This is a genomic window from Amycolatopsis rhabdoformis (assembly GCF_035918295.1).
GTDB classification, from domain to species: Bacteria; Actinomycetota; Actinomycetes; order Mycobacteriales; family Pseudonocardiaceae; genus Amycolatopsis; species Amycolatopsis rhabdoformis.
The window spans coordinates 5,769,599-5,795,111 of record NZ_CP142149.1; the positions used below are offsets into that span (position 1 = coordinate 5,769,599).

Sequence of the window (25,513 nt, forward strand, 5' to 3'; positions counted from 1 at the left end):
TTCACCGAATGCCACATCGGGGCGCTAGGGACCGAGCTTGCGGTATACGGCCGTGAGGTGCTCGGTCACCGCGTTCGTGGAGACTCCCAGTAACTCCGCGATCGCGCGCACGCTCGTGCCGTGTGCGGCGAGGTCCGCCACCTGCAGCTCGATCTCGCTCAGCACAGCCGGTTCCTCTCTCACTGACCGCTGTCGGCGAGCTCGCCGGCCAGCGCCGCCCGGCCGGCCACTCCCAGCTTCCGGTACACGCGGGTCAGGTGCTGCTCCACCGTGCTCACGGTGATGTAGAGCGTCTCCGCGATCTGCCGGTTGGTGCGCCCGTGGGCCGCCAGCTCGGCCACGCGCAGCTCGGCTTCGCTGAGCGACGTCTGCGCCGGCGTCACCTCGGTGCGCGGCGCGGCCGCGGGCCGGGGCGGCACGGGTCTCGACGGCACCGAGCGCGTGGCCTGGCGCGGCACGTGCACCGGTTTCACCAGACCCGCCGAGCGTTCCGCGCGTTGGCCGAGCTGGTTGAGCGCCCGCGTGGTGCGGGCCAGCTCGAGCCGGTCACCCGAGGCCTTGAACGCCTCGGCCGCGCGGTTCAGCAGCCCCGCCCGCGTGGCGGCGTCACCCGCGAAGGCCAGCACCCGCAAGGCCGAACCACGCGAGTACGTGTCGGTCGGCGCCGCGCTCGCGAGCTGCTGCTTGGCCAGCTCCACGGCGAGCGTCGGGTTGCCCAGCCGCAGGTTGGCCTCGGCGAGGTCGGTGCGCCACGGCACCACCGTCGGCAGGTCCAGCTCCTGCTCACGCAGGATCCGCTGGCACTGCTGGAAATCACTGACCGCGGCCAGCCCCCGGTTGGTGGCCAGGTGGAACTGGCCCCGCGCCCGCAGGTACCGCACGCCACCGAGCGTGGTGAACACCGCGTCCGGCAACGGCTGCCGCAGCACGGCGGCCGCGGCTTTGAACGCGCCGGCCGCGGTGTGCGCGGCCAGCAGCGTGGCGAGCGGATAGCTGATCGCGACACCCCAGTTGGGCGCGTCGAGCAGGGCCAGCGCGCGCTCGGCCCGCTCGGTCGCCTCGGCGAGGTCACCGCGGCGCAGCACCAGGCTCGCGCCCAGTGCGTCGAGCATCGCCTTCCACGTGACCGCGCCGCGGTACTCGGCCTCCTCGCTCAAGGACGTGCACCAGCCTTCGGCGCGGTCGGCCTTGTCGGCGTAGGCGAGCGCGACGATCGCGGTGCCCAGCGCTTCGAGCGAGGTGTCGGAAAGGCGGCAGTTCTGCAGGATCTGCTCGGCGCACGCCGAGGTCTGCTCGGTGGCGCCGGTGCGCCACACGCCGGCCAGCGCGTTCGCCGTGTGCAGCCACGGATCGTCGGCGCTCGGGGTGGCCGGGGCGACGCCGTAGTGCCAGTGCCCGGCGAGCGTCAGCTCGGCCGCGGTGCGCGGGTCGACCGGTTCGAGGTCGGCGTGCAAGGCGGCGTACGCGCGTTCGAACGTGTCCCGCTCACCGAACCAGAGTGACTGGCGGGCCAGCGCGATCCGGTCGGACTGGTCGAGCGAGTCGCCCGCCGCGCGCAGCGAAGCCAGGTGCGGCGCCGCCGCGGCCGGGTTCACGCGCCAGGTGATCTTCGCGAGCAGCTGCGAAATCGTCTGCTGCTCCCACGCGGCGGTGCTCACCGAGGCCGCGAGTTTGAGGCAACGGGTGGCGAACTCGACGTCGTCGCCGAGCATCACCTGCTCCGCCGCCTCCACGAGCACCGGCAGCGCCCAGTCGGGTTTCGCCTCGTCGGCGGCGACCAGGTGCCGCGCGACGTCAGCGGCCGGCAGGCCCCGCGCGTGCTTCACCTCGGCGGCCCGTACGTGCAGCCGCACTTTTTCCGAACCGCGCAGCCCGCCGACCACGGCAGCCGCGGCCGGCTGCTGCCGGAAGCGCACGCCGGCGACCAGGCCCGATTCGGCCAGCAGCCCGGCCGAAGCCGCGGCCTCGAGCGGGTCGACACCGGCGACGGTGGCCACGGCTTCGGTGGTCACGTCGGTGTCGAGCACCGCGATCGCCGTCGCCACCTCACGCAGCGGTGAGCCGTAGCGGTGCAGCAGCCGCTGCACCGCCTCGGAGAAGGCCGAACCGGAGTCGGCGCTGCTGCGGTGCGCGTCGACCAGCGCGGTGACCAGCAGCGGGTTGCCGGCGCTGAGCTCGTGGATCTGCTCGGGCAGACCGTCGGGCCCGGCCGGGCCGTCGCTCGCCACCAGCTCCGCGATCGCCGCCACGGAAAGCGGCGTCAGCTGCACGTGCCGGTGCGGCTGCGCGGCGAACTCGTGCCCGCCGTCGGTGTACCAGCTGTCCGGCTGCGTGAGCACCAGCAGCAGTGCGGCCGAACGGGTGCGCCGCTGCAACCTCAGCAGCAGCCGCGCCGATGTCTCGTCCACGTGCTGCAGGTCGTCCACGGCCATCAGCACCGGCCGTTCGCCGGCCAGGTTGTGCAGCGCGCCGCACAGCTCGGCCAGCTGCTCGTGCTGGCGCACCACGGCTTTCGGCAACGCCGGGGCGGCCAGCAGCTGGTCGATCACCCCGCCGTCCACCTCACGCTCGTCGGCCGCACCGGTGGCGGTGAGCGTGAGGATGCCCAGCTCCTTCGCCCGTGCCACCACCTGGTTCAGCACCTGTGTCTTGCCGCTGGCCGGCCCGCCGCCGACCAGCACGGTCTCCCCCGCCCCGGCGTCGCATTCGATCAGCAGGCCTTCGATCAGCCCCACTGCCTCCTGCGGATCGGTTCGGCGGTTCTGCCCCCAGTTCACGCCCATCGCAAGCTCCTCGACCCACTGGTCATCTTCCTGCGATTCCGAGACTCGCAGTGACCCCCTAAGGGCAACCAACCGCGATCTAAAGTCACCCGAAGAGGTGATCACGTCACGTTCCGTTGCTGCGAGTTTTTCTTGTGCCGCAACCACTCCCCGGGCGGTAGGGGTTGTCCGGCGGGGAGAAGGCCCGAACACTTCCTGAACTGTGACTGCCGTGAACGAAAGAACGAGCCGGTGGGTCCGGCGCTTCCACCCGACCGACGACGCGCGCGTGCGCCTGGTGTGCCTGCCGCACGCCGGCGGCTCCGCCACCGCCTACTTCCCGTGCTCCCGCGCCGCCGGCGCGATCGGACTGCCGGTTGACGTCGTCGCCGTGCAGTACCCGGGCCGGCAGGACCGCCGGGGCGAGCGTTGTTTCGACGACCTCGGCGCCATGGCCGACGCGCTCGCCGAAGACCTCCGGCCGTGGTTCGACCGGCCGGTGGCGTTGTTCGGGCACAGCATGGGCGCCACACTCGGCTACGAGGTCGCGCGCCGGCTCGAAGCCCGTGGCGCGGAGCTGATCGGCCTGTTCGCTTCGGCCTGCCGCGCGCCGTCGGCCCAGCGCATCGAGTACGTGCACCAGCGGGACGACGACGGCCTGATCGCGGCGTTGAAGGAGCTGAGCGGCACCGACACGGCCGTGCTCGGCGACGACGAGCTGCTGCGCATGGTGCTGCCCGCGGTCCGCGGCGACTACACCGCGGTGGAGACCTACCGCCACGACCCCGGGGCCGAGCTGCGCTGTCCGATCCAGGTGCTGGTCGGCGACACCGACCCCGTGACCGACCTCGCCGAGGCCGACGCCTGGCGCGTCCACACCGCCGGGACCTGCGACGTCGCCGTGTTCCCCGGCGGGCACTTCTACCTGAACGACCAGCTCGACGCCGTTCTCCGCACGGTCACCGCGACCCTGGCGCGCTGGGGCGCAACCCCGGACCCGGGGTCAGGGTAGGGGTGGGGAAACCCCCAGGCCAGGTTCAGGAGTCCACCCTATGGTCCCGGGAGCCCGGTTCCGCGAAACTTAAGTACATCAAGGAAACACCCGGAACCACTTCCCACGGAGGTAGTCATGATGGCCATCCAGACCGCTCCCGGCGTGACCCAGCGGATGCTCCCCAACGGCCACCTCGAGCTCACCTGCCGCGCCACCCGCCGCCACGTCGAGTGCGAGCCGGTCGCCGCGGCCATGTGGATCGCGCTCAAGCAGCAGAACGGTGACGTCGACCGCGCCGCGGCCGTGCTGGCCGCCCTGTGGGGCACCGACGAGGAGGACACGCGCTACGACATCATCGCGCTGGCCGGCTCGCTGTGCTCCCTGGGCCTGCTCACCGAGGCCTGATCCACCCCCGCCGCACCGACGCGTTCAGAACGCCCTGGGGCACCACGGCTCCAGGTTCGCGATCCGCGTCCCTCTCCCCCGAGCGTCGAACCCCCGCGGTTCCGCTCCCCGGACACACGAAACGGGCCGTCCACAGTCTCCACTGTGGACGGCCCGGTTTTCGTGGCCCGCTAGTGCGCGCCGAGTTCCTCGTCCAGGAGCGCGAACAGCTCGTCCGCGCTGGCTTCCTCTACCTCGGCGTCGGTGGCGAACTCGCCGACCACGCTCTTGAGCCGCTCGAGAACCTTGCTCCGCACGTCGAGGTCGGCGGCCCTGATCGCCGTCACCAGCTCGTCCACGCGCACCTCGACGTCCGACGGTCCGTCGGCCACCGAGCCGACCAGGAACTCGGCCAGCACCTCGACCGACGGGTAGTCGAAGATCAACGTGGCCGGCAGCCGGAGCCCGGTCACTCCGTCGAGCCGGTTGCGCAGCTCGATCGCCGTGAGCGAGTCGAACCCCAGCTCGATGAAGCCCTTGCGCGGGTCCACCGCCGAGGCGTTGTCGTGGCCCAGCACGACCGCGGCCGTGCCGCACACCAGCTCCGCCACGGCTCGAGGCCGCTCCGCCGCCGGCAGCGCCCCGATCCGGCCCCACGAGTCGTCCACCGCTTCGACGCGGCGCCGCGAAGACCGTTTCACCAGCCCACGCAGCATCGCCGGCACGCTGTGCGCGTCGGCCCGCAGCCCGGACAGGTCCAGCCGCACCGGCACGAGCGCCGGCTCCGCGGTGCCGAACACTGCGTCGAACAGTTCGAGGCCGTCCGCGAAGGACAGTCCGAACACGCCGGAGCGGGCCATGCGGATGAGGTCGGTGTCGCCGAGCTCACCGGACATCCCGCCCTCGGACCACAGGCCCCAGGCCAGCGAAACACCCGGCAGTCCGGCCGCGACGCGGTGCTGCGCCAGGGCATCCAGGAACACGTTCGCCGCCGAGTAGTTCGCCTGCCCGGCCGCACCGAGCGTGCCACCGGCCGAAGAGAACAGCACGAACGCCGCCAGATCCATCGACGCGGTCAGCTCCGACAGGTGCCACGCGGCGTCGACCTTCGGCCGCAGCACCGCGTCCATCCGTTCCGGCGTCAGCGACAGCAGCACGCCGTCGTCCACCACCCCCGCCGTGTGGATCACGGCGGACAGCGAAACGCCGTCCAGCAACGAAACCACCGCGGCCCGCGAAGCCAGATCACCGGCCACCAACGACACCGACGCCCCGAGTTCCTCCAGCGAAGCCACGAACTCGCGCGCCCCCGGTGCGTCGAGGCCGCGCCGGCTGGTGAGCAAGAGGCTCCGCACGCCGTACTCCGTGACCAGGTGCCGGGCGATGAGCTTGCCGAGCACGCCGGTCGCGCCGGTGACCAGCACCGTTCCGGTCAGCTTCACCGGCTCCGCGGCCGGCACGTACTTCGCGAGCCGGTGGGTGAGCACCTGGCCGTCGCGCACGGCGACCCCGGGCTCGTCCGCGTACATCGCGCCGAGGATCCCGGGCAGCGGCACCGGGCCGTCGTCGAGGTCCACGACCATGAACCGGTCCGGGTACTCCAGCTGCGCCGTCCGCACGACACCCCACAGGGCCGCGTGGGTCAGGTCGAGCACGCCCTCGTCCGGCCGCGTGCCGATGGCCCGCCGAGCCACGACGACCAATCGCGACGCCGCCAGCACGTCTTCCCCGACCCACGCCTGGCCGAGCGCGAGCAGCCGGTTGGCCGCCGCTCGGGCCTGCTCGGGCGTGGCCTGCTCGGGTGCCGCGAACGGCACGAACACCACGTCCGGCACCGCGGCACCGCCGCGGATCCCGGTGACCAGCGCGTCGAGGTCGGCGAAGGGCTCCCCGCCGAGTCCGAACACGTCGGCACCGAGCACTGCCGACGTGACGGCCGACGCCGGTTCGCCCGACCACACCGGCCAGTCCACACGGAACAGCGAATCGTCCACCGCCGAGCGCTCGGCCGGCGCGAACGCGTCGTCCGCGATCGGCCGCAGCGCCAGCGCCTCGACGCTCAGCACCGGCGCGCCGCTCGGGTCGGTCGCCGTGAGCGACACCGTGTTCTCCACTTCCGACGAGATCAGCACCCGAAGGCTCGACGCGCCACCGGCGTGCAGCGACACCCCGGACCACGCGAACGGCAGCACCGGCTTGTCCTCGGTCGGCCCGGCCAGCCCGATCGTGTGCAGCGCGGCGTCGAGCAACGCCGGGTGCAGGCCGAACGCCTCGGCGTTCGCCTGCTCGGGCACGGCCACCTCGGCCGCCAGCCGATCGCCGACCGACCAGACGCGCTGCAGCCCGGCGAACACCGGGCCGTAGTCGAACCCTTGGGCCGCGAGGTCGTCGTAGCGGCCGGTCACGTCGATCTCCACGGCACCGGCGGGCGGCCACTCGGCCGCAGCTACGGGCACGTCCACAGTGGAGGAAAGCCGTCCGCTGCCGTGCTGCACCCAGTCGTCGTCAGCCTGCGAGTAGATGCCCAGCGACCGCGTGCCGTCCTCGACTTCCGCCCCGACCGTGACCTGCAGTCGCACCGAGCCGTCGGCGGGCAGGATCAGCGGCGCGGCCAACGTGAGCTCGTCCAGCCGCGCGCAGCCGACCTCGTCGCCGGCTCGCACGGCCAGCTCGACGAACGCCGTGCCCGGGAACAGCGCGGCGCCCTGCACCGCGTGGTCGGCCAGCCACGGCTGCGCGCTCAGCGACAGCCTGCCGGTGAGCACCACGCCGCCGGAGTCGGCCGCGACGACCACCGCACCCAGCAACGGGTGCCCGGCTTCCCGCTGGCCAACCTCGGCCACCCCGCGCACCCGCGCGCCGGTCGGGTTCTCGAGCCAGTAGCGCTTGCGCTGGAACGCATACGTCGGCAGCTCGACCCGGTGCGCGCCGGCGAAGAACGCCTCGAAGTCGACTTCGGCGCCGACGGTGAACAGGGTGGCCACCGCCGTGGCCGCGCTCTCGGCCTCCGGCCGGTCCTTGCGCAGTACCGGCACGAACGTCGCGCGCTCGCCGTCGAGGCAGCTCTGACCCATCGCGGTCAGCACCGCGCTCGGCCCGACCTCGACGAACGTGGTGACCCCGTCGGCCAGCGCCGCATGCACCGCGTCGGCGAACCGCACAGCTTCCCGCACCTGCCGGACCCAGTAGTCCGCGGTGGACAGATCACCACCGGCCGTGGAGATGACCGGGATCGTCGGCGCCGAGTACCGCACCTTCGCCGCCACCGCACCGAACTCCGCGAGCATCGGCTCCATCAGCGCCGAGTGGAACGCGTGCGAGACCCGCAGCCGCGAGGTCCGCGCGAACTTCTCCGCCACGGCGAGCACCGCGTCCTCGGTGCCGGACAGCACCACCGACTCCGGCCCGTTCACCGCGGCGATCCCGACACCGTCGGTCAGCAGCGGAAGGATCTCGGCCTCCGGCGCCTGCACCGCGACCATCGCGCCTCCACGCGGCAGCGCCTGCATCAGCCGCGCCCGCGCGGCCACCAGAGCACACGCGTCGGTCAGAGAAAAGACGCCGGCGCAGTGGGCCGCGGCCAGCTCACCGATCGAGTGCCCGATCAGCCGGTCCGGCCGCACGCCCCACGCCTGGAGCAGCCGGAACACCGCGACCTCGACCGCGAACAACGCCGGCTGCGTGTACCCGGTCTCGTCGAGCTTCTCGGCGTCGGCCAGCAGCGCACGCACGGGCGTGTCCAGGTGCGGATCCAGCTCCGCCGCCACCTCGTCCAGGGCCGCGGCGAACGCCGGATGCTGCGCGGCCAATTCCAGCCCCATCCCGGCCCGCTGCGCCCCTTGCCCGGTGAAGAGGAACGCCGTCCTCCCCGGCACCGCGACACCCGTCACCACACCGGCCGACACACGACCGGCGGCGTACTCCGTCAACGCCCGCACCGCGGCTTCGCGATCGGCCGCCACCACACCAGCACGGTGCTCGGTCAACGTCCGCGTGGTCACGAGCGACAGCCCGACGTCCGCCGCCGAACCCTCGGCTTGCGCGAACTGCCCGGCCTGTGCCGGGAGCGCGTCCGCCGTCGGCGCCGAGAACAGCCAGGTGACCGGCGCGGAGCCGGCCGACGGCTCGGCCACCGGATCACCCTGCTCCACGATCACGTGCGCGTTGGTCCCGCTGATGCCGAACGACGACACCGCGGCGCGCCGCGCCCGGCCGGTCTCCGGCCACGCGCGTTCGTCGGCGAGCAAAGCGACCGTGCCGTCGGACCAGTCGACGTGCGGCGACGGCTCCTCGGCGTGCAGCGTTCTCGGCAGCACCCCGCGCCGCAGCGCCTCGACGACCTTGATCACGCCACCGACGCCGGCGGCGGCCTGCGTGTGCCCCACGTTCGACTTGAACGACCCGACGTACAGCGGCCGCTCGGGCGTGGTCACCTTGCCGTAGGTCGCGATGAGCGCCTGCGCTTCGATCGGGTCACCGAGTCTGGTGCCGGTGCCGTGCGCCTCGACGAAGTCCACATCGGACAGTTCGAGTCCGCCGTCGGCCAGCGCCGCCCGGATCACGCGCTGCTGCGCCGGCCCGTTGGGCACCGTGATGCCGCTGGAGGCGCCGTCGGAGTTCACCGCGGATCCGCGGAGCACGGCGAGCACATGGTGCCCGTTGCGCCGGGCGTCCGAAAGCCGTTCCAGCAGGAGCATGCCGGCGCCTTCCGAGCAGCCGACGCCGTCGGCACCGGCGCCGAACGCCTTGCAGCGCCCGTCGGACGAGAGCCCGTGCTGCTCGCTGAAGTACACGAACATGTCCGGCGTCACCATCACCGTCACGCCGCCGGCCAGCGCCAGTGAGCATTCGCCCCGCCGCAGCGCCTGCGCCGCGAGGTGCATCGCGACGAGCGAAGACGAGCACGCCGTGTCCACCGACACCGACGGACCCTCCAGCCCGAGCGTGTACGAGACGCGCCCAGAGATCAGGCTGCCGTCGCTGCTGCCCGCGCCGTAGTCGTGGTACATCACGCCGGTGAACACGCCGGTGCTCGAGCCGCGCAACGTCGCCGGCACGATCCCGGCGCGTTCCACTGCTTCCCACGCCGTTTCCAGCAGCACGCGCTGCTGCGGGTCGAGCGTGAGCGCCTCGCGCGGCGAGATCCCGAAGAACTCGGGCTCGAAGTCGGCGGCACCGTGGAGGAAGCCGCCTTCGTTCGAGTACGTGGTGCCCGGCCGGGCACCGGTGGGATCGAACAGCGCCGCGGTGTCCCAGCCGCGGTCGGCCGGGAACTCGCCGATGGCGTCCACGCCCCCCGCGACGAGCTGCCAGAGCTCACCGGGGGTCGTGACGCCGCCGGGGTAGCGGCAGCCCATGCCGATGATCGCGATCGGCTCGGACAGGCGGTCGTTGAGCTTCTTGTTGTCCGCCTTGAGCCGTTCGTTGTCCGTGAGGGACTGCCGCAGCGCGGCGACGATCTGCTCGGTCGACGGTGTCTGGGTCACCGGGACTCACCTCGTTCGTCGGTCTGGTCGCCGCCCATGGCGGAGCGGACCAGGTCGGCCAGGTCCATCGCCGCGACGGACGCCGCGGCTTCGTCGTTTTCCTCGACCACGGTCTCTTCGGTCTCCGGCAGCAGCTCCGCCAGCAGGTGGCGGGCCAGCGGCAACGGGCTCGGGTAGTCGAAGATCAGCGTCGCCGGCAGCCGCAGCCCGGTGGCCGCGCCGAGCCGGTTGCGCAGCTCCAGCGCAGCCAGCGAGTCGATGCCGAGGTCGGTGAAGCCCTTCTCCAGGCCGACCGCCGAAGCGTCGTCGTAACCCAGCACCGCCGCCGCGTGCTCGCACACCAGCTGCAGCGCCGCCGTTTCCCGCTCGGCCGCCGGCAGCGCGGCGACCTGGTCCGAGAAACCGGCTTCAGGCGCGGCAGTGACCGCGGCCGTCGCCGTGCGCCTGGTCGGCGCGCCGACCAGGCCCCGCAGCAGCGGTGCCACGCGGTCGGCGGCCTTGAGGTCGGCCAGCTCCACCGGCACCAGGGCCGGCAACCGGGCCGCGAGCGCCGCGTCGAACAACGCGAGCCCGGCTTCCGCGGTCAGTTCCGCGACGCCGTACCGGGCGATGTGCGCCAGGTCGACCTCGCCGTCGGTCCCTTCCCACGGACCCCAGGCCAGTGAAGTCGCCGGCAGGCCCTGTGCCGCCCGGTGCTCGGCCAGCGCGTCGAGGAACACGTTGCCCGACGCGTAGTTGGCCTGCCCCGCGGCGAGCAACAGGCCGCCTGCCGACGAGTAGAGGACGAACGCGCTCAGCTTTCGTGACGCGGTGAGCTCGTGCAGATTCCAGGCCGCGTCGACCTTCGGCCGCAGCACGGTCTCGACCTGCTCCGGAGTGAGTGCGCCGAACACCGCGCTGTCCATCTGCCCGGCCGCGTGCACCACGGCGGTGAGCCGCGGCAACATGTCGAGCAGCCCCGCGAGTTCGCCGCGGTCGGTGACGTCGCACGCGGCCACGGTCACCTTCGCGCCTTGTCCGGCGAGCTCGTCGACCAGCTCCCGAGCACCCGGCGCGTCGAGGCCGCGGCGGCTCGTGAGCACGAGGTCCCGGGCACCACGAGCGACCAGGTGCCGGGCCAGCAGGCTCCCGAGCAGGCCGGCGCCACCGGTGATGAGCACCGTGCCGTCCGGAGTCCACTCGATCGGTTCGCCGACCTCCGTCACGCGGGCCAGCCGCGGCACGCGCACCTCACCGGCCCGGACGACCGCCTCGGGCTCACCCGAAGCCGCCACCGCCGGCAGTGCCTGTGCCGACTCGGCCTTGCCGTCGACGTCGACCAGCTGGATCCGGCCAGGGTTCTCCGCCTGCGCGGCCCGCACCAGGCCCCACACCGGCGCCTGCGCCAGGTCCGGCGTGTCGGCCACGACCGCACCGCGGGTGACCACCAGGAGCTTGCCGTCGTCGAACGAGCCGAGCCAGTTCTGCAGCAGCGCCAACGTTTTCTGCACGGTCGCGTGGACGCGGGCCGGCACGTCGCCGTCCTCGGTCGAGACGGGCAGTACCAGCACGTCGGCCGCCACCGGCTCGGCGTGCACCGGCAACCCGAGACCGAGGTCGTCGGCCCCGAGCACGGCCCAGCCGTCGATCGACGGCGCCAGCCGTACCCCTGAGGCGGGCTGCCAGTCGACGCGGTAGAGCGAGTCCGGCACCTTCGCGCCGAGCTGGCTCTCCGACACCGGCCGCGTGACCAGCGACTCGATCCACGCGACCGGCGCACCGGCCGTGTCGGCGAGCGCCAGCTCCGCGCCGCTCTCGGTCTTGCGCACCCGCACCCGCAGCGCCGTGGCCCCGGCCGCGAAGAGCGACACCGTGTTCCACGCGAACGGGATCGTGGTCTCGGTCAGCGCCTTCGGACCGCCCTTCACGAGGAAGTCCGTGGCGCCGAGCGCGGAGTCGAGCAGCCCCGGGTGCAGGCCGAACTCACCGGCCGCCGTGCCCTCGGGCAGCGCGACCTCGGCGTACACCTCCCCTTCGTGCAGCCAGACCGCGCGCAGGTTCCGGAACGTCGGGCCGTACCCGAAGCCCAGGCCCGCGAGGTCGTCGTACAGCCCGGTCAGGTCCACGGCCTCGGCGCCGGCCGGCGGCCAGGCCGCCAGATCGAACGCCACGGCCGGGGTCGTGGTGGTGAGCGTGCCGGCCGCGTGCTGGGTCCAGGCGCCGCGTTCTTCGGCCCGCGAGTGCACCGAGAACTCCCGGCGGCCACTCGTGTCCGGCGCCCCGACGACCACGCGCAGGTCCACGCCGTCCTCGGGCAGCAGCAGCGGTGCCTGCTGGGTCAGCTCTTCCAGCACGCCCGCGCCGACCTGGTTACCGGCGTGCGCGGCCAGCTCGACGTACGCGGTGCCGGGCAGCATCGTGCGGCCCATCACCACGTGGTCGGCCAGCCACGGCTGCGTCGCGGTGGACAGACGGCCGGTGAGGACCGCACCGCCGTCCGGCAGCTCGACCAGCGCACCCAGCAGCGGGTGCTTCGCCGACTTCGCGCCCAGCGATCCGACGTCACCGCTGCCCTTGGTCGCGTCGAGCCAGTACGACTTGTTCTGGAACGCATACGTCGGCAGGTCCACAGTGGACGCACCGCGGCCGGCGAACAGCGCCCGCCAGTCGAGGGTCGCGCCGCGCGAGAACAGCGTGCCGAGCGCGGTGAACAGCGTGGTCACCTCGTCGCGGCCACGCCGCAGGGCCGGCACCTGCACCACGCGGTCGGGCCGTTCGGCGGCCGCGGTGTCGCTCTCGCGGGCCATGCCCGTGAGCACCGCGTCCGGCCCCAGTTCCACGAACCGCGTCACGCCGGCGCCCAGCAACGTGGTGACACCGTCGGCGAACCGCACGGCCTCCCGCACGTGGCCCACCCAGTACTCGGGCGAGCACAGCTCAGCGGCAGTGGCGATCGTGCCGGTCACGTTGGAGACCACCGGAATCGCCGGCGCGGAGTAGCTGAGTCCCTGCGCGACCGCGCGGAACTCGGCCAGCATGGGCTCCATCAGCGCCGAGTGGAACGCGTGCGACACGACCAGCTGCTTCGTGCGGCGTCCTGCGTCCGCGAACCCGGTCATGGCCGCCTGCACCGAAGTCTCCGGCCCGGAGATCACGACCGAGCGCGGCCCGTTGACCGCCGCGACGTCCACCCCGGACGGCAGCGCGGCTCGCACTTCCTCCTCCGTGGCGGCGATCGCGGCCATCGCGCCTCCGCTCGGCAGCGCCTGCATCAGGCGGCCACGAGCGGCGACGAGCGTGCACGCGTCGGCCAGCGACAGCACCCCGGCCGCGTGGGCCGCGGCCAGCTCGCCGATCGAGTGTCCGGCCACGAAGTCGGGCGTGACACCCCACGACTCGACCAGGCGGAAGAGCGCGACCTCGATCGCGAACAGCGCGCACTGCGTGTAGGCGGTCTGGTTGAGCAGCGCACCGTCGGGCGAGCCCTTCTCCGCCCAGATCACCTGCTTTAGCGGCACCTCCGTGGCGAAGAGACCGCAGATCTCGTCGAACGCGCCGGCGAAGACCGGGAACGCTTCGTAGAGCTCGCGGCCCATACCCGGCTGCTGCGCGCCCTGACCGGTGAACAGGAACGCGGTCAGGTCGGCCGCGCTGATCGTGCCGGTCACGGTGCCCGCCGGGGTCCCGCCGGTGGCGAGTCCGTCGAGCGCCTTCAGCGCGGCCTCACGGTCAGCAGCCAGCACCACCGCGCGGTGGTCGAGCGCCGCGCGGCCGGTGGCCAGCGAGTAACCGACGTCGGTCAGGTCCAGCTCCGGGTTCGCCCGCAGGTGCTCGGCGAGCCGCGCGGCCTGGTCGGCCAGCGCCTGGCCCACCGAACCCGCGAGCGCCAGCGGCACCACCGGCAACGCGGGAGCACTGGCCCGCGGCGCCTCCACCGTGGACGGCGGCGCCTCCTCGATGATGATGTGCGCGTTGGTGCCGCTGATGCCGAAGGACGAGACCCCCGCACGGCGCGGACGCCCGTTCGGGAGCCACGGCCGGGCCTCGGTCAGCAGCTCGATGTCCCCGGTCGTCCAGTCGACGACCGGCGACGGCGCGTCGACGTGCATGGTCTTCGGCAACAGGTTGTGCCGCAGCGCCTGCACGACCTTCATCACGCCGGCCGCACCACCGGAGGCCTGCGCGTGGCCGATGTTCGACTTCACCGAACCCAGGTACAGCGGCTGCCCCTCGGGCCGGTCCTGGCCGTAGGTGGCCAGCAGCGCCTGCGCCTCGATCGGGTCGCCGAGCTTCGTGCCCGAACCGTGCGCCTCCACGGCGTCCACTTCGGACGGTCGCAGGCCACCGGCGGCGAGCGCCGCGTGGATCACGCGTTCCTGTGAGGGACCGTTCGGGGCGGTGAGGCCGTTGGACGCGCCGTCCTGGTTCACCGCGCTCGAGCGGACCACGGCGAGCACCTCGTGGCCGTTGCGCTGGGCGTCGGACAGGCGTTCCAGCAGCAGCAGGCCCGCGCCCTCGGCCCAGCCGACGCCGTCGGAGGCGGCCGAGAACGACTTCGAGCGGCCGTTGGGCGAAAGCACGCCCTGGCGGCTGGAGTCCACGAACAGGTCCGACTGCGAGAGCACCGTGACCCCGCCGGCCAGGGCCAGCCCGCACTCCCCGGCCCGCAGCGCCTGCACCGCGAGGTGCAGCGTGACCAGCGAAGACGAGCACGCCGTGTCCACGGTCATGCACGGGCCTTCGAGGCCGAGCAGGTAGGAGATGCGGCCGGAGACGACCGCGCCGGAGCTGCCGTTGGGGATGTAGGCGGCGACGTCGGCGGGCGCACCGGGGGCGCGGGAGCCGTAGTCGTCGTACATGGCGCCGGTGAACACGCCGGTCAGGCTGCCGCGCAACGACGTCGGGTCGATGCCGGCGCGTTCGATGGCCTCCCACGCCGCTTCCAGCAGCAGGCGCTGCTGCGGGTCCATCGCCATGGCCTCACGCGGGCCGATGCCGAAGAACGCCGGGTCGAACTCGGCGGCGTCGTGCAGGAAACCACCCTGGTTGGCATACGTCTTGCCGCGCTTGCCGCGTTCGGGGTCGTAGATGCCCTCGGTGTCCCAGCCGCGGTTGGTCGGGAAGCCGCTGACGGCGTCGACCTCGTCCACGAGCAGCCGCCAGAGGTCCTCCGGCGAGCGCACGCCACCGGGGTAACGGCACGCCATGCCGACGATGGCGATGGGTTCCTGCATGGACGCGTTGGTCCGGGTCGTCGTCGCGGGGGTCTTCGTGGCGGCGCCGAGCAGCTTGCCCTTCACGAAATCGGCGACGGCCTTGGCGGTCGGGTGGTCGAAGATGAGCGTCGCCGGCAACGACAGACCCGTGGCGGTGCCGAGCAGGTTGCGCAGCTCGACGGCGGCCAGGGAGTCGAACCCGAGTTCCTTGAACGCTCGCGTGCCGTCCACTTCGGACTTGTCCGCGTAGCCGAGCACGGTAGCCACCTGCGTGCGCACGAGGTCCAGCAGCACGCGGTCGCGCTCGCTCTCGACGAGGGCGGCCAGCTCGTTGGCCAGCGCGTTGTCCGCGCTCGCGGCCTTGGCCTTCGCCACGCGCCGGGCCTTCGGCGGCACGAAGCCACGCAGGAGAGCCGGCAGCTCGTCCGCGCGGGCCTTCAGAGCCGCAATGTCCACGCGCAGCGGCGCCACCACGGCGTCTTCCGTGGCCACCGCGGCGTCGAACAGCGCGAGGCCCTGCTCGGCGGTGACCGCCGGCAGGCCGAGGCGAGCCATGCGGGCGAGGTCGGCCTCGGCGAGCTCGCCACCGAGCCCGGTGTTCTCGGCCCACAGGCCCCACGCCAGCGCGGTGGCGGGCCGGCCCGTCGCCCGGCGGAACTGGGCGAGACCGTCGAGGAACGCATTGGCGGCGGCGTAGTTCGCCTGGCCCGCGGGCAGCACCTGGCCGCCGGCGGAGGAGAACAGCACGAACGCGGACAGCCCGCGGTCCTCCGTGAGCTCGTGCAGGTGCCAGGCGGCGTCGACCTTGGGCTTGAGCACGGAGTGCAGCTGCTCGGCGGTGAGCGAGTCGAAGACGCCGCTGTCGGCCGTGCCCGCCGCGTGGACCACGGCCGACAGCCGCGGCAACGCGTCGAGCAGTTCGGCCACGGCGGCCCGGTCGGCGACGTCGCACGCCGCGACCGTGACCGTGGCACCGAGGTCGGTGAGGTCGTCGGCCAGCTGCGCCGCACCCGGCGCGTCGAGGCCCCGGCGGCTCGTGAGCACCAGGTCCCGCACGCCGTGTTCGGCCACGAGGTAGCGCGCCAGCAGGCTGCCGAGCCCGCCGGTACCGCCGGTGACCAGCACCGTTCCCGCACCGAACGGCGACACCCCGGTGGTCTCGGTCCGCGTGTACCGCGGCACGAGCACCGCGCCGGCGCGCACCGCGGACTCCGGCTCGCCGGAGGCCACCGCTGAGGCGATGTCCGCCGGCGTTGTGGCGGTGTCGGCGTCCACGAGGAAGACGCGGCCCGGGTGTTCGGCCTGGGCTCCCCGAGCCAGACCCCAGAGCGCACCTTCGGTCACGTCCACAGTGGACCCACCGGCCGCCGTCGCGGAGTGCGTGACGACCGCGAGCTTCGTACCCGCGAACCGTGATTCCGTCAGCCAGGCCTGGATCTCGGCCAGCAGCCAGGCGGCGTGCTCGCGCGAAACCTCCGGCACCGTACCTTCGCGTTCGGGCACCGACAGGGTCACCAGCTCCGGCACCGGCTCACCGCGGTCGACGGCCCCGATCAGATCCGCGAACCCGGCGTAGGTGGCGGCCACGCCGACCCGGCCGCGGCCCACAGCCACCACACTGATGTCGGAAGCCGGCGCGGTGACCGGCTGCCACGCGATCTTGAGCAGCGAACCGTCCACTGTGTCCGGTGCGGCCGAGAGCTCCTTCTGCACGGGCCGCGACACGAGCGATTCGATCGACGCGACCGGGCGGCCTTCGCTGTCGGCTACCTCGATGGCCGAGAGCTCGTCACCGTCGAGGCGCACGATGCGCACCCGCAGCACGGCGGCGCCGACCGCGTGCAGCGTCACGCCGTTCCACACGAACGGCAGCAGCGTCGAGCCGCTCGGGTCGCCGAGCAGGTCGGCGTGCATGGCTGTGTCGAGCAGTGCCGGGTGCAAGCCGTAGGCGCCGGCCGTGGCGGCGGCCGGTTCCGGCAGCGCGACCTCGGCGAACACCTCGTTGCCGCGGCGCCACGCCGCCTTGAGGCCCTGGAACGCCGGGCCGTAACCGTAACCGCGGTCGGCGAGCAGCTCGTAGGCACCCTCGACGGGGATCACGCTCGCGCCCGGCGGCGGCCACTCGGTGAGCCCGGCGGGCTCGGGCCGCGTGACGGCCGACAGTGTGCCGAGCGCGTGCTGCGTCCACTCGCCGTCGGTGTCGGCCGGGCGCGAGAACACCGTCACCGGGCGGCGGTCGTCGGCGGCGGGGCCGACCACGACCTGCAGCGACACCGCGCCGTCGGGCGGCAGGACGAGCGGCGCCTGCAGCGTCAGCTCCTCCACCACCGGGTGGCCCACCTGGTCGCCGGCCGTCACGGCCAGCTCCAGCAGACCGGTGCCGGGCACGAGGATCGCGCCCTTCACCACGTGGTCGGCCAGCCACGGCACCGATCCGGCCGAGAGCCGGCCGGTGAGCACCGTGGTGTCCGAGCCGGACAGCGGCACGACCGCACCGAGCATCGGGTGCGCCAGCGCCTGCTGGCCCACGGCCGTGACGTCACCGGACGGCGCGGCGTCGAGCCAGTAACGCTTGTGCTGGAAGGCATACGTCGGCAGGTCGAGCCGGACCGGGCCGTCGCCGAGCAGCGGCCCGAGCTTGGCCGCGCCACGGGCGTGCAGGCGGCCGACGGCGGCCAGCGCCGTGCGAACCTCGTCCTGGCCCCGGCGGCCGAACGGCACGAACGCGGCCTCGTCGGTGTTCTGCGGGCCGAGCACCGACAAGACACTGTCGGGCCCGAGCTCGAGGAACGTCCGCACCCCGCTCGACACCAGCGCTTCGACGGCCGCGCCGAAGCGCACGGTCTCGCGGACGTGTGTGACCCAGTACTCGGACGAACGCAGCTCCTCGGCGGTGGCCAGGCGGCCGGTCACGGTGGAGACGATCGGGATCCGCGGCGCCGCGTAGGTGAGACCGGCGGCGATCGCGGCGAACTCGTCGAGCATCGGGTCCATCAGCGGCGAGTGGAACGCGTGGCTCACGCGCAACCGGCGCGTCTGGATGTCCCCGGCCGCGCGCTCGATCTCCGCGACCATGTCGGCGTCACCCGAGACCACCACGGCGGCGGGCCCGTTCACGGCGGCGATGCTCACGTCGTCGTGGCCGGTCAGGAGCCCGCGCACGGTCTCCTCCGGCGCGGCGAACGCGACCATCGCGCCCCGCTGCTCGGCCAGCGCGCCCATCAGACGGCCGCGCGCGGCGACCAGCTGCGCGGCGTCGTCGAGTGACAGCACCCCGGCGACGTGCGCGGCGGCCAGCTCGCCGATCGAGTGGCCGGCCAGCGCGTCGGGCACGATCCCCCACGACTCGGCGAGGCGGAAGAGCGCCACCTCCACGGCGAAGAGGCCGGTCTGCGTGTACTGCGTCTGGTCGAGAAGTCCGCGATCGGCGAGCGCGGTCGTGCCGAACACGACGTCCCGCAGCGGCACTTCGGTGTGCTGGTCGATGGCCGCGCAGACTTCCGCGAACGCTTCGGCGAACACCGGGTAGGTGTCGGCCAGCTCGCGGCCCATGCCCACGCGCTGCGCGCCCTGGCCGGAGAACAGGAAGGCGAGCTTCCCGTCCACGACCTGGTCGCCCGCGGTCTCGCCGGTGGCCACGGCGTCGAGCCCGTCGGCCAGCTCGGCCACGGTCCCGGCGACGACCACCGCGCGGTGCTCCAGGGAAGCCCGCGTCGCGGCGACCGAACGCGCGACCTCGGCGACACCGACGTCCTCCTGCTCCGCCAGCCAGGCGCGCAGCCTCGCGGCCTGACCCCGCACCGCCGCGGCCGAGCGGCCCGACAGCGCGATCGGCACCACGGTCCGGGTCTCTTCGGACTGCGACGCCTCGACCTCGGGCGCCTGCTCCAGGATCACGTGGGCGTTGGTGCCGCTGATGCCGAACGACGACACGGCCGCACGACGCGGGTGATCGCTCGCGGCCCAGTCCTGCTGCTGCGTGAGCAGCCGCACCGCACCGGCGTCCCAGTCGACCACCGTGGACGGCCGGTCGACGTGCAGCGTGCGCGGCAGCTGTTCGTGCCGCATGGCCATCACCATCTTGATGATGCCCGCGACGCCGGCCGCGGCCTGGGTGTGGCCGATGTTGGACTTGATCGACCCGAGCCACAGCGGCTCTTCGCGCTCCTGGCCGTACGTCGCCAGCAGTGCCTGGGCCTCGATCGGGTCGCCCAACGTGGTGCCCGTGCCGTGGCCCTCGACCGCGTCCACTTCGGACGGTGCGAGACCGGCGTCGGCCAGTGCCTTCGCGATCACGCGCTGCTGCGAGGGACCGTTGGGCGCGGTGAGGCCGTTGGACGCACCGTCGTGATTCACCGCGGAGCCGCGCAGCAGCGCGAGGACCGGGTGACCGTTGCGGCGCGCGTCGGACAGCCGCTCGACGAGCAGCATGCCCGCGCCCTCGCCCCAGCCGGTGCCGTCGGCCGCGTCGGCGAACGAACGGCAGCGGCCGTCGGCAGAAAGGCCGCGCTGGCGGGAGAAGTCGACGAAGGTGTCCGGAGTGGACATCACCGTGACACCGCCGGCGAGGGCGAGCGTGCACTCGCCGCGACGCAGCGCCTGCACGGCCCAGTGCAGCGCGACCAGCGACGACGAGCACGCGGTGTCGACCGTGACCGTCGGGCCTTCCAGGCCCAGCGCGTAGGACACGCGGCCGGAGACGACGCTGGCGAGGCTGCCGTTGCCGAGGTACCCGGCGATGTCGTCGGAGACCGTGCCGAGGCGGGTGCCCCAGTCGTGGTACATCACGCCGGCGAACACCCCGGTGGCGCTGCCGCGCAACGAAACCGGGTCGATGCCGGCGCGCTCGAACGCCTCCCACGAGACCTCCAGCAGCAGCCGCTGCTGCGGGTCCATGGCGGCGGCCTCACGCGGGCTGATCTCGAAGAAGTCGGCGTCGAACTCTGCGGCGTCGTGCAGGAAGGCGCCGTGCTTCACGTAGGAGTGGCCGGGCTTGCCGGGCTCGGGGTCGTACAGCGCGTCGACGTTCCAGCCGCGGTCGGCCGGGAACGTGGTGAGCGCCTCCTCGCCCTCGGCGACCAGCCGCCACAGGTCTTCCGGCGTGGTCACGCCACCCGGATACCGGCAGGCGATGCCGACGATGGCGATCGGTTCCTCCGGGTCGGCCGTGGTCACCGGCGCGATCGGCTGCGCCGGCGCGAGGCCCGCCAGCCGGCCCACGAGGTACTCGGCCAGCGCGCGCGGTGTCGGGTAGTCGAACACGAGCGTGGCGGGCAGCCGCATGCCGGTGACGGAGTCGAGGATGTTGCGCAGCTCCACCGCGGCCAGCGAGTCGAACCCGATCTCGCCGAACGGGCGGGCCGGGTTGATGGCCTCGGCGCTGTCGTGGCCGAGCACGGCCGCGACGTGCGTGCGCACCAAGTCGAGCACCGCGCGGTCGCGGTCGGCCTCACCGAGGTGCGCGAAGCGGCCCGCGAACTGCTGCTCGGGCGTGAGCTCCCCCGTCGCGACCGCGGCGGCGGCCCGGCGACGACCGGCCGGCGCGAGACCGCGCAGCACGGCCGGCACGTCTTCGCCCCGCGCCCGCAGCGCGGACCGGTCGACGCGCGTCGGCACCACGGCTGGTGCGCCGGACGCCAGCGCGGCGTCGAGTGCGGCCAGGCTTTCGGCGACGGTCAGCGGCGCGAGACCGAGCCGGGTGATGCGGCTGCGGTCCACTTCGGACAAAGTGGCACCCATGCCGGCTTCGGTGTCCCACAGACCCCACGCGAGCGAGGTGGCCGTCTTGCCTTCGGTGCAGCGGTGCTCGGCCAACGCGTCGAGGAACGTGTTGCCGGCCGCGTAGTTCGCCTGGCCCGCGCCGTCAGCGAGACCCGCGGAGGAGGAGAACAGCACGAACGCGTCGACCTCGCCGACCAGTTCGTGCAGGTGCCAGGCGGCGTCGACCTTCGGCGCCAGCACGGCGTCGAGCCGGTCTTCGGTCAGCGAGCCGATCATGGCGTTGTCCAGCACACCGGCGGTGTGCACCACAGCCGACAGCGGGTGCTCGGCCTTCTTCAGAGCGGCGGCCAGCGAACGCTTCTTGCTCACGTCGGCCGCAGCCACGGTCACGCTCGCGCCCAGCTCCGTCAGGTCCGCGACCAGCTCGGCCGCACCCGGCGCGTCGGCACCGCGACGGCTGACCAGCAGGAGGCTGCGCACGCCGTGGTTGGTCACCACGTGGCGCGCGACCTGCGCGCCCAGGCCACCGGTACCCCCGGTGATGAGCACGGTGCCCTCGGCCGGCCAGGCCGGCTGCTCGGCGTCCGCGGTGAGGCGCACCAGGCGGGCCGCGTGCACCGCGGACCCGTCGACGCGCAGCTCCGGCTCACCCGAGCCGAGCGCGGTGGCCAGCGTGGCCGGCGTGACCGCGCCTTCGATCAGCACGACCCGGCCCGGGTGCTCGGCCTGCGCCGAGCGCACCAGGCCGCGCACGGCGGAGTCGGCCAGCTCACCGCGGGTCAGCACGACCAGGCGCGCCGACTCGTACCGCTCGTTCTCCAGCCACTGCCGCAGCACGGCGAGCACGCGGTGCGTGGCCTGCTTGGCAGCGGTGGCCACGTTCTTGCCGCGCACGGAAACCGGCAGCAGCACCACTGGCGGCACGTCGACCAGCGACACCAGCGCGTCGGCCACCGGCACGTCGAACCCGGCGACCGAGCCGAGGGCGGCGAGGGCGGGCAGCTCGGCGTCGGCGGTGACCGGCGTCCATTCCACGGTGTAGAGCAGATCGCGCGCCTGCGTGCCGAGGTCGGCGCCGCGGACCGCGCGGGAGCGGAACGACTCGACCGACAGCACCGGCGCACCGGCCGGGTCGGTGATCTCCAGCGTCACCCCGCCGGTGGCCGGGGAGGTGATGCGCACCCGCACCTCGGTGGCGCCCGACGCGTGCAGCCGCACGCCGGTCCACGCGAACGGCAGCCGGATCTCGTCGGCCTCGCGCGCTTCACCGGGCGCGAAGTCGGTGGCGTGCAACACGGCGTCGAGCAGCGCCGGGTGGATCCCGAACGCGGTGTCAGTCTCGGCAGGCAGCGCGACCTCGGCGTACACCACGTCGTCGCGGCGCCACGCCGTGCGCAGGCCCTGGAACAGCGGCCCGTAGCCGTAACCCTGCTCGGCCAGCTCGCCGTACAGCTCGTGGGTGGCGACGACCTCGGCGCCGGCAGGCGGCCACTCGGTCAGCGAAGCGGGCTCGACGACCGGACCGGTCGCGAGCACGCCCACGGCGTGGCGCGTCCAGGCGGCGTCGGCGTCGTGGTCGGCGCGGGAGTGGAACTCGATGCTGCGACGGCCGTCGTCCTCCGGACCCACCACCACCTGCAGCGCGACCCCACCGGTCTCCGGCAGCGCGAGCGGCGCCTGCAGCGTCAGCTCGTCGAGCACACCACAACCGGCCTGCTCACCGGCGTGCAGCGCCATCTCGACGAACGCCGTACCCGGCAGCACCGCCGTGCCCGCGATGGTGTGGTCGGCCAGCCACGCGTGCGTGCGCAGGCCGACGCGACCGGTGAACACGAGCCCGTCGCCCGCGAGGCCGATCTCGGCGGCCAGCAGCGGGTGGCTCGAGGCGAGCTGGCCGAGGTCGGCCGCGTCGCCGTGGGAAACCGGGGCGGTGAGCCAGAAGTGCTTGCGCTGGAAGGCGTACGTCGGCAGATCGACCCGGCGGGCCGGGCCGAAGAACGCCGGCCAGTCCACCGCCACACCGCGCGTGTGCAGCTTGCCGAGCGCGCCGGCCAGCGTGGTCACCTCGGCGTGGTCGCGGCGCTGCGCGGCGGTGAAGGTGATCGTCTCGGCGTGCGGGCCGGTGGCGGCCATCGCCGAGAGCACGGCGTCGGGGCCGACCTCGATCGCGGTCGTGACGCCGGCCTCGGCCAGCGTCGACACCCCGTCGGCGAACCGCACGGCGCGGCGCACGTGCCAGAGCCAGTAGCCCGGCGAGCACAGTTCTTCCGCGGTGGCGAGCCGGCCGGTCACGTTGGACACCACCGGGATCGTCGGCGGCGCGTAGTCCACGACCTCGAGGATCTCGCGGAACTCGGCCAGCATCGGCTCCATCAGCGGCGAGTGGAACGCGTGCGACACGCGCAGCTCACTCGTCTTGCGGCCCTGCAAGCGGAACACGGTGGCCACGTCCTCGACGGCGTCACGCTCACCGGAGACGACCACGGACGACGGGCCGTTGACGGCGGCGATGCTCACGCGGTCGTTGAGCAGCGGCTGCACTTCGTCCTCGGTCGCGGCCAACGCGACCATCGCCCCGCCCTCGGGCAGCGCCTGCATCAGGCGGCCGCGCGCGGCCACGACCATGCACGCGTCGGTCAGCGACCAGACGCCGGCGAGGTGTGCGGCCGCCAGCTCACCGATCGAGTGGCCGAGCAGGATGTCCGGCCGCACGCCCCACGATTCGAGCAGCCGCGCGAGCGCGACCTCCACCGCGAACAGGGCGCACTGCGCGTACCGCGTGTGGTTGAGCTCCTCCGGGTCGTCGCCGAAGAGCACGTCGCGCAGCGGCTGGTCCATCTGCACGTCGAGGTTGTCGAGCGCCTCGTCGAAGACCTCGGCGAACACGGGGTAGGCGAGGTAGAGCTCACGGCCCATGGCGAGCCGCTGCGAACCCTGGCCGGTGAACAGCATCGCGAGCTTGCCGGGCGTGCGCTCGCCGGTGACCACGGCGGCGTCCTGCTCACCGGCAGCCAGCGCTTGGAGCCCCCGGACAGCGTCGGCGGTGTTCTCGGCGACGACCACGGCGCGGAAGTCGTGAGCCGCGCGGGTGGTGGCGAGGGAGAAGCCGATGCTCGCGAGGTCCACGGTGTCCACAGTGTCTACAATGGACGCCAGCTTCGCGGCCTGCGCGCGCAGCGCCTCCTCGTCCCGAGCGGACACGAGCAGCGGCACCACCGGCAGCTCAGCCGGCTCACCTTCGGCCTCGACGGCGGGCGCCTGCTCGATGATCACGTGCGCGTTGGTGCCGCTCACACCGAACGACGACACGCCGGCCCGGCGCGGCCGCTCGACCGACGGCCACTCGCGGGCCTCGGTGAGCAGCTCGACCGATCCCGCGGTCCAGTCGACGTGCGGGGTCGGCGCGTCGACGTGCAGCGTCTTCGGCAGCACACCGCGGCGCATCGCCTCGACCATCTTGATCACGCCCGCGACCCCCGCCGCGGCCTGCGTGTGGCCGATGTTGGACTTGAGCGAACCCAGCCACAGCGGCGTCTCACGGTCGCGCCCGTAGGTGGCGAGCAGCGCCTGCGCCTCGATCGGGTCGCCGAGCCGCGTGCCGGTGCCGTGGGCCTCGACCGCGTCCACTTCGGACGGAGCGAGGCCGGCGTCGGCGAGCGCGCGCGTGATCACGCGCTGCTGTGAAGGGCCGTTGGGCGCGGTGAGCCCGTTGGACGCGCCGTCGGAGTTGATCGCCGAGCCGCGGACCACGGCGAGCACGGTGTGCCCGTTCGCCACAGCGTCGGAAAGCCGTTCGAGCACCAGCACGCCGACACCCTCGGCGAACCCGGTGCCGTCGGCCGCCGCGGCGAACGCCTTGCAGCGCCCGTCCTCGGCCAGACCACGCTGGCGGCTGAAGGCGGTGAACGTGCCCGGCGCGCCCATCACGGCGACACCGCCGGCGAGCGCGAGGTGCGTCTCGCCGCGGCGCAGGGCCTGCACGGCGAGGTGCAGCGCGACCAGCGAACCCGAGCACGCGGTGTCGACGGTGAGCGTGGGGCCTTCGAGGCCCAGCGAGTAGGCGACGCGGCCGGAGACGACGCTCGGCGCGTTGCCGGTGAGCAGGTACCCGTCGAGGCCGTCGGGAGCTTCGTGCAGGCGCGGGCCGTACTCCTGGGCCTCGGCGCCGATGAACACGCCGGCGGGCGTGCCGCGCAGCGTGGTCGGGTCGATCTTCGCGCGCTCCAGCGCTTCCCACGCGGTCTCGAGCACGAGCCGCTGCTGCGGGTCCATCGCCGAGGCCTCGCGCGGCGCGATGCCGAAGAAGCCGGCGTCGAACTCGCCGGCGTCGGGCAGGAAGCCCCCGGCCGCGACGTAGCTGCTGCCGGGCCGGTCGGGGTCAGGGTCGTACAGGCTGTCGAGGTCCCACCCGCGGTCGGTCGGGAAGCCGCTGATCGTGTGCACCTCGTCGGCGACCAGCTGCCACAGCTGCTCCGGCGAAGCGGCGCCACCGGGATAACGGCAGCCGATGCCGACGATGGCCACCGGCTCGTCGTCGTCGCGGCCACTGGCGATGAGTCCACTGTCGACGGTCTCCTCGCCGAACACCCGCGCGAGCAGGAACCGCGCGACCGCGACCGGCGTCGGGTGGTCGAACGCGAGCGTCACCGGCAGGTCGAACCCGGTGGCGTCGGTGAGCTGCGCGTGCAGCTCCACCGCCGCCAGCGAGTCGAACCCGTGGTCGGAGAACGCCTTCTCGGGGTCGAGGACGGCCGGCACCTCCGGCAGCACCGCCCGCAGCGCGGCCCGCGTGGCGCCGTGCACCACGTCCGCGACGAACGCCGCCCGATCGCCCGGCGGCACTTGCGTCAGCCGCTCCGCGAAGCCGGATTCCGGATTCTTGTCCCACTCAGACATAGCGCACTCCACCGCGGTAGCAAGGCAGCATTCAAGGGTCGTCAACGGGATCGTAGGTCGGCTCCAAGCCGCACC

Annotated in this window: 5 protein-coding genes and 1 pseudogene; 2 read left to right on the forward strand and 4 right to left on the reverse strand. The window is 73.4% G+C overall.

The window, feature by feature from the left end; translation table 11 throughout:
• Window positions 1-24: 24 nt before the first annotated feature.
• Window positions 25-165, reverse strand: a complete 141-nt coding sequence (locus tag VSH64_RS26490; protein ID WP_326565399.1) for a helix-turn-helix domain-containing protein — start codon at window positions 163-165, stop codon at window positions 25-27.
• 14 nt (window positions 166-179) lie between these two features.
• The gene (locus VSH64_RS26495) at window positions 180-2,783 is read right to left on the reverse strand and encodes a helix-turn-helix transcriptional regulator (protein ID WP_326565400.1); all 2,604 of its coding nucleotides are present in this window, start codon (window positions 2,781-2,783) and stop codon (window positions 180-182) included.
• A 211-nt stretch (window positions 2,784-2,994) separates the two neighbouring features.
• On the opposite strand from VSH64_RS26495, the gene VSH64_RS26500 reads away from it, so the two are divergent.
• Together VSH64_RS26500 and VSH64_RS26505 are read left to right on the forward strand one after the other, a co-directional pair.
• On the forward strand, window positions 2,995-3,774 hold the full coding sequence (locus VSH64_RS26500; RefSeq protein WP_326565401.1) for a thioesterase II family protein: 780 nt from the start codon (window positions 2,995-2,997) through the stop codon (window positions 3,772-3,774).
• Between the two features lie 117 nt (window positions 3,775-3,891).
• Window positions 3,892-4,161 carry a hypothetical protein gene (locus tag VSH64_RS26505; protein ID WP_326565402.1) on the forward strand — a complete coding sequence of 90 codons (270 nt, stop codon included), beginning with the start codon at window positions 3,892-3,894 and terminating at the stop codon, window positions 4,159-4,161.
• Window positions 4,162-4,331: 170 nt separating this feature from the next.
• Here the strand turns inward: VSH64_RS26505 and VSH64_RS26510 are convergent.
• Both VSH64_RS26510 and VSH64_RS26515 read right to left on the reverse strand, forming a co-directional pair.
• Window positions 4,332-9,614: pseudogene (locus tag VSH64_RS26510) on the reverse strand (type I polyketide synthase); the annotation flags it as partial.
• Between the two features lie 8 nt (window positions 9,615-9,622).
• Entirely contained in the window at window positions 9,623-25,450 is a 15,828-nt protein-coding gene (locus VSH64_RS26515; RefSeq protein ID WP_407655561.1) for an SDR family NAD(P)-dependent oxidoreductase, read from the reverse strand.
• Between the last annotated feature and the right edge of the window lie 63 nt (window positions 25,451-25,513).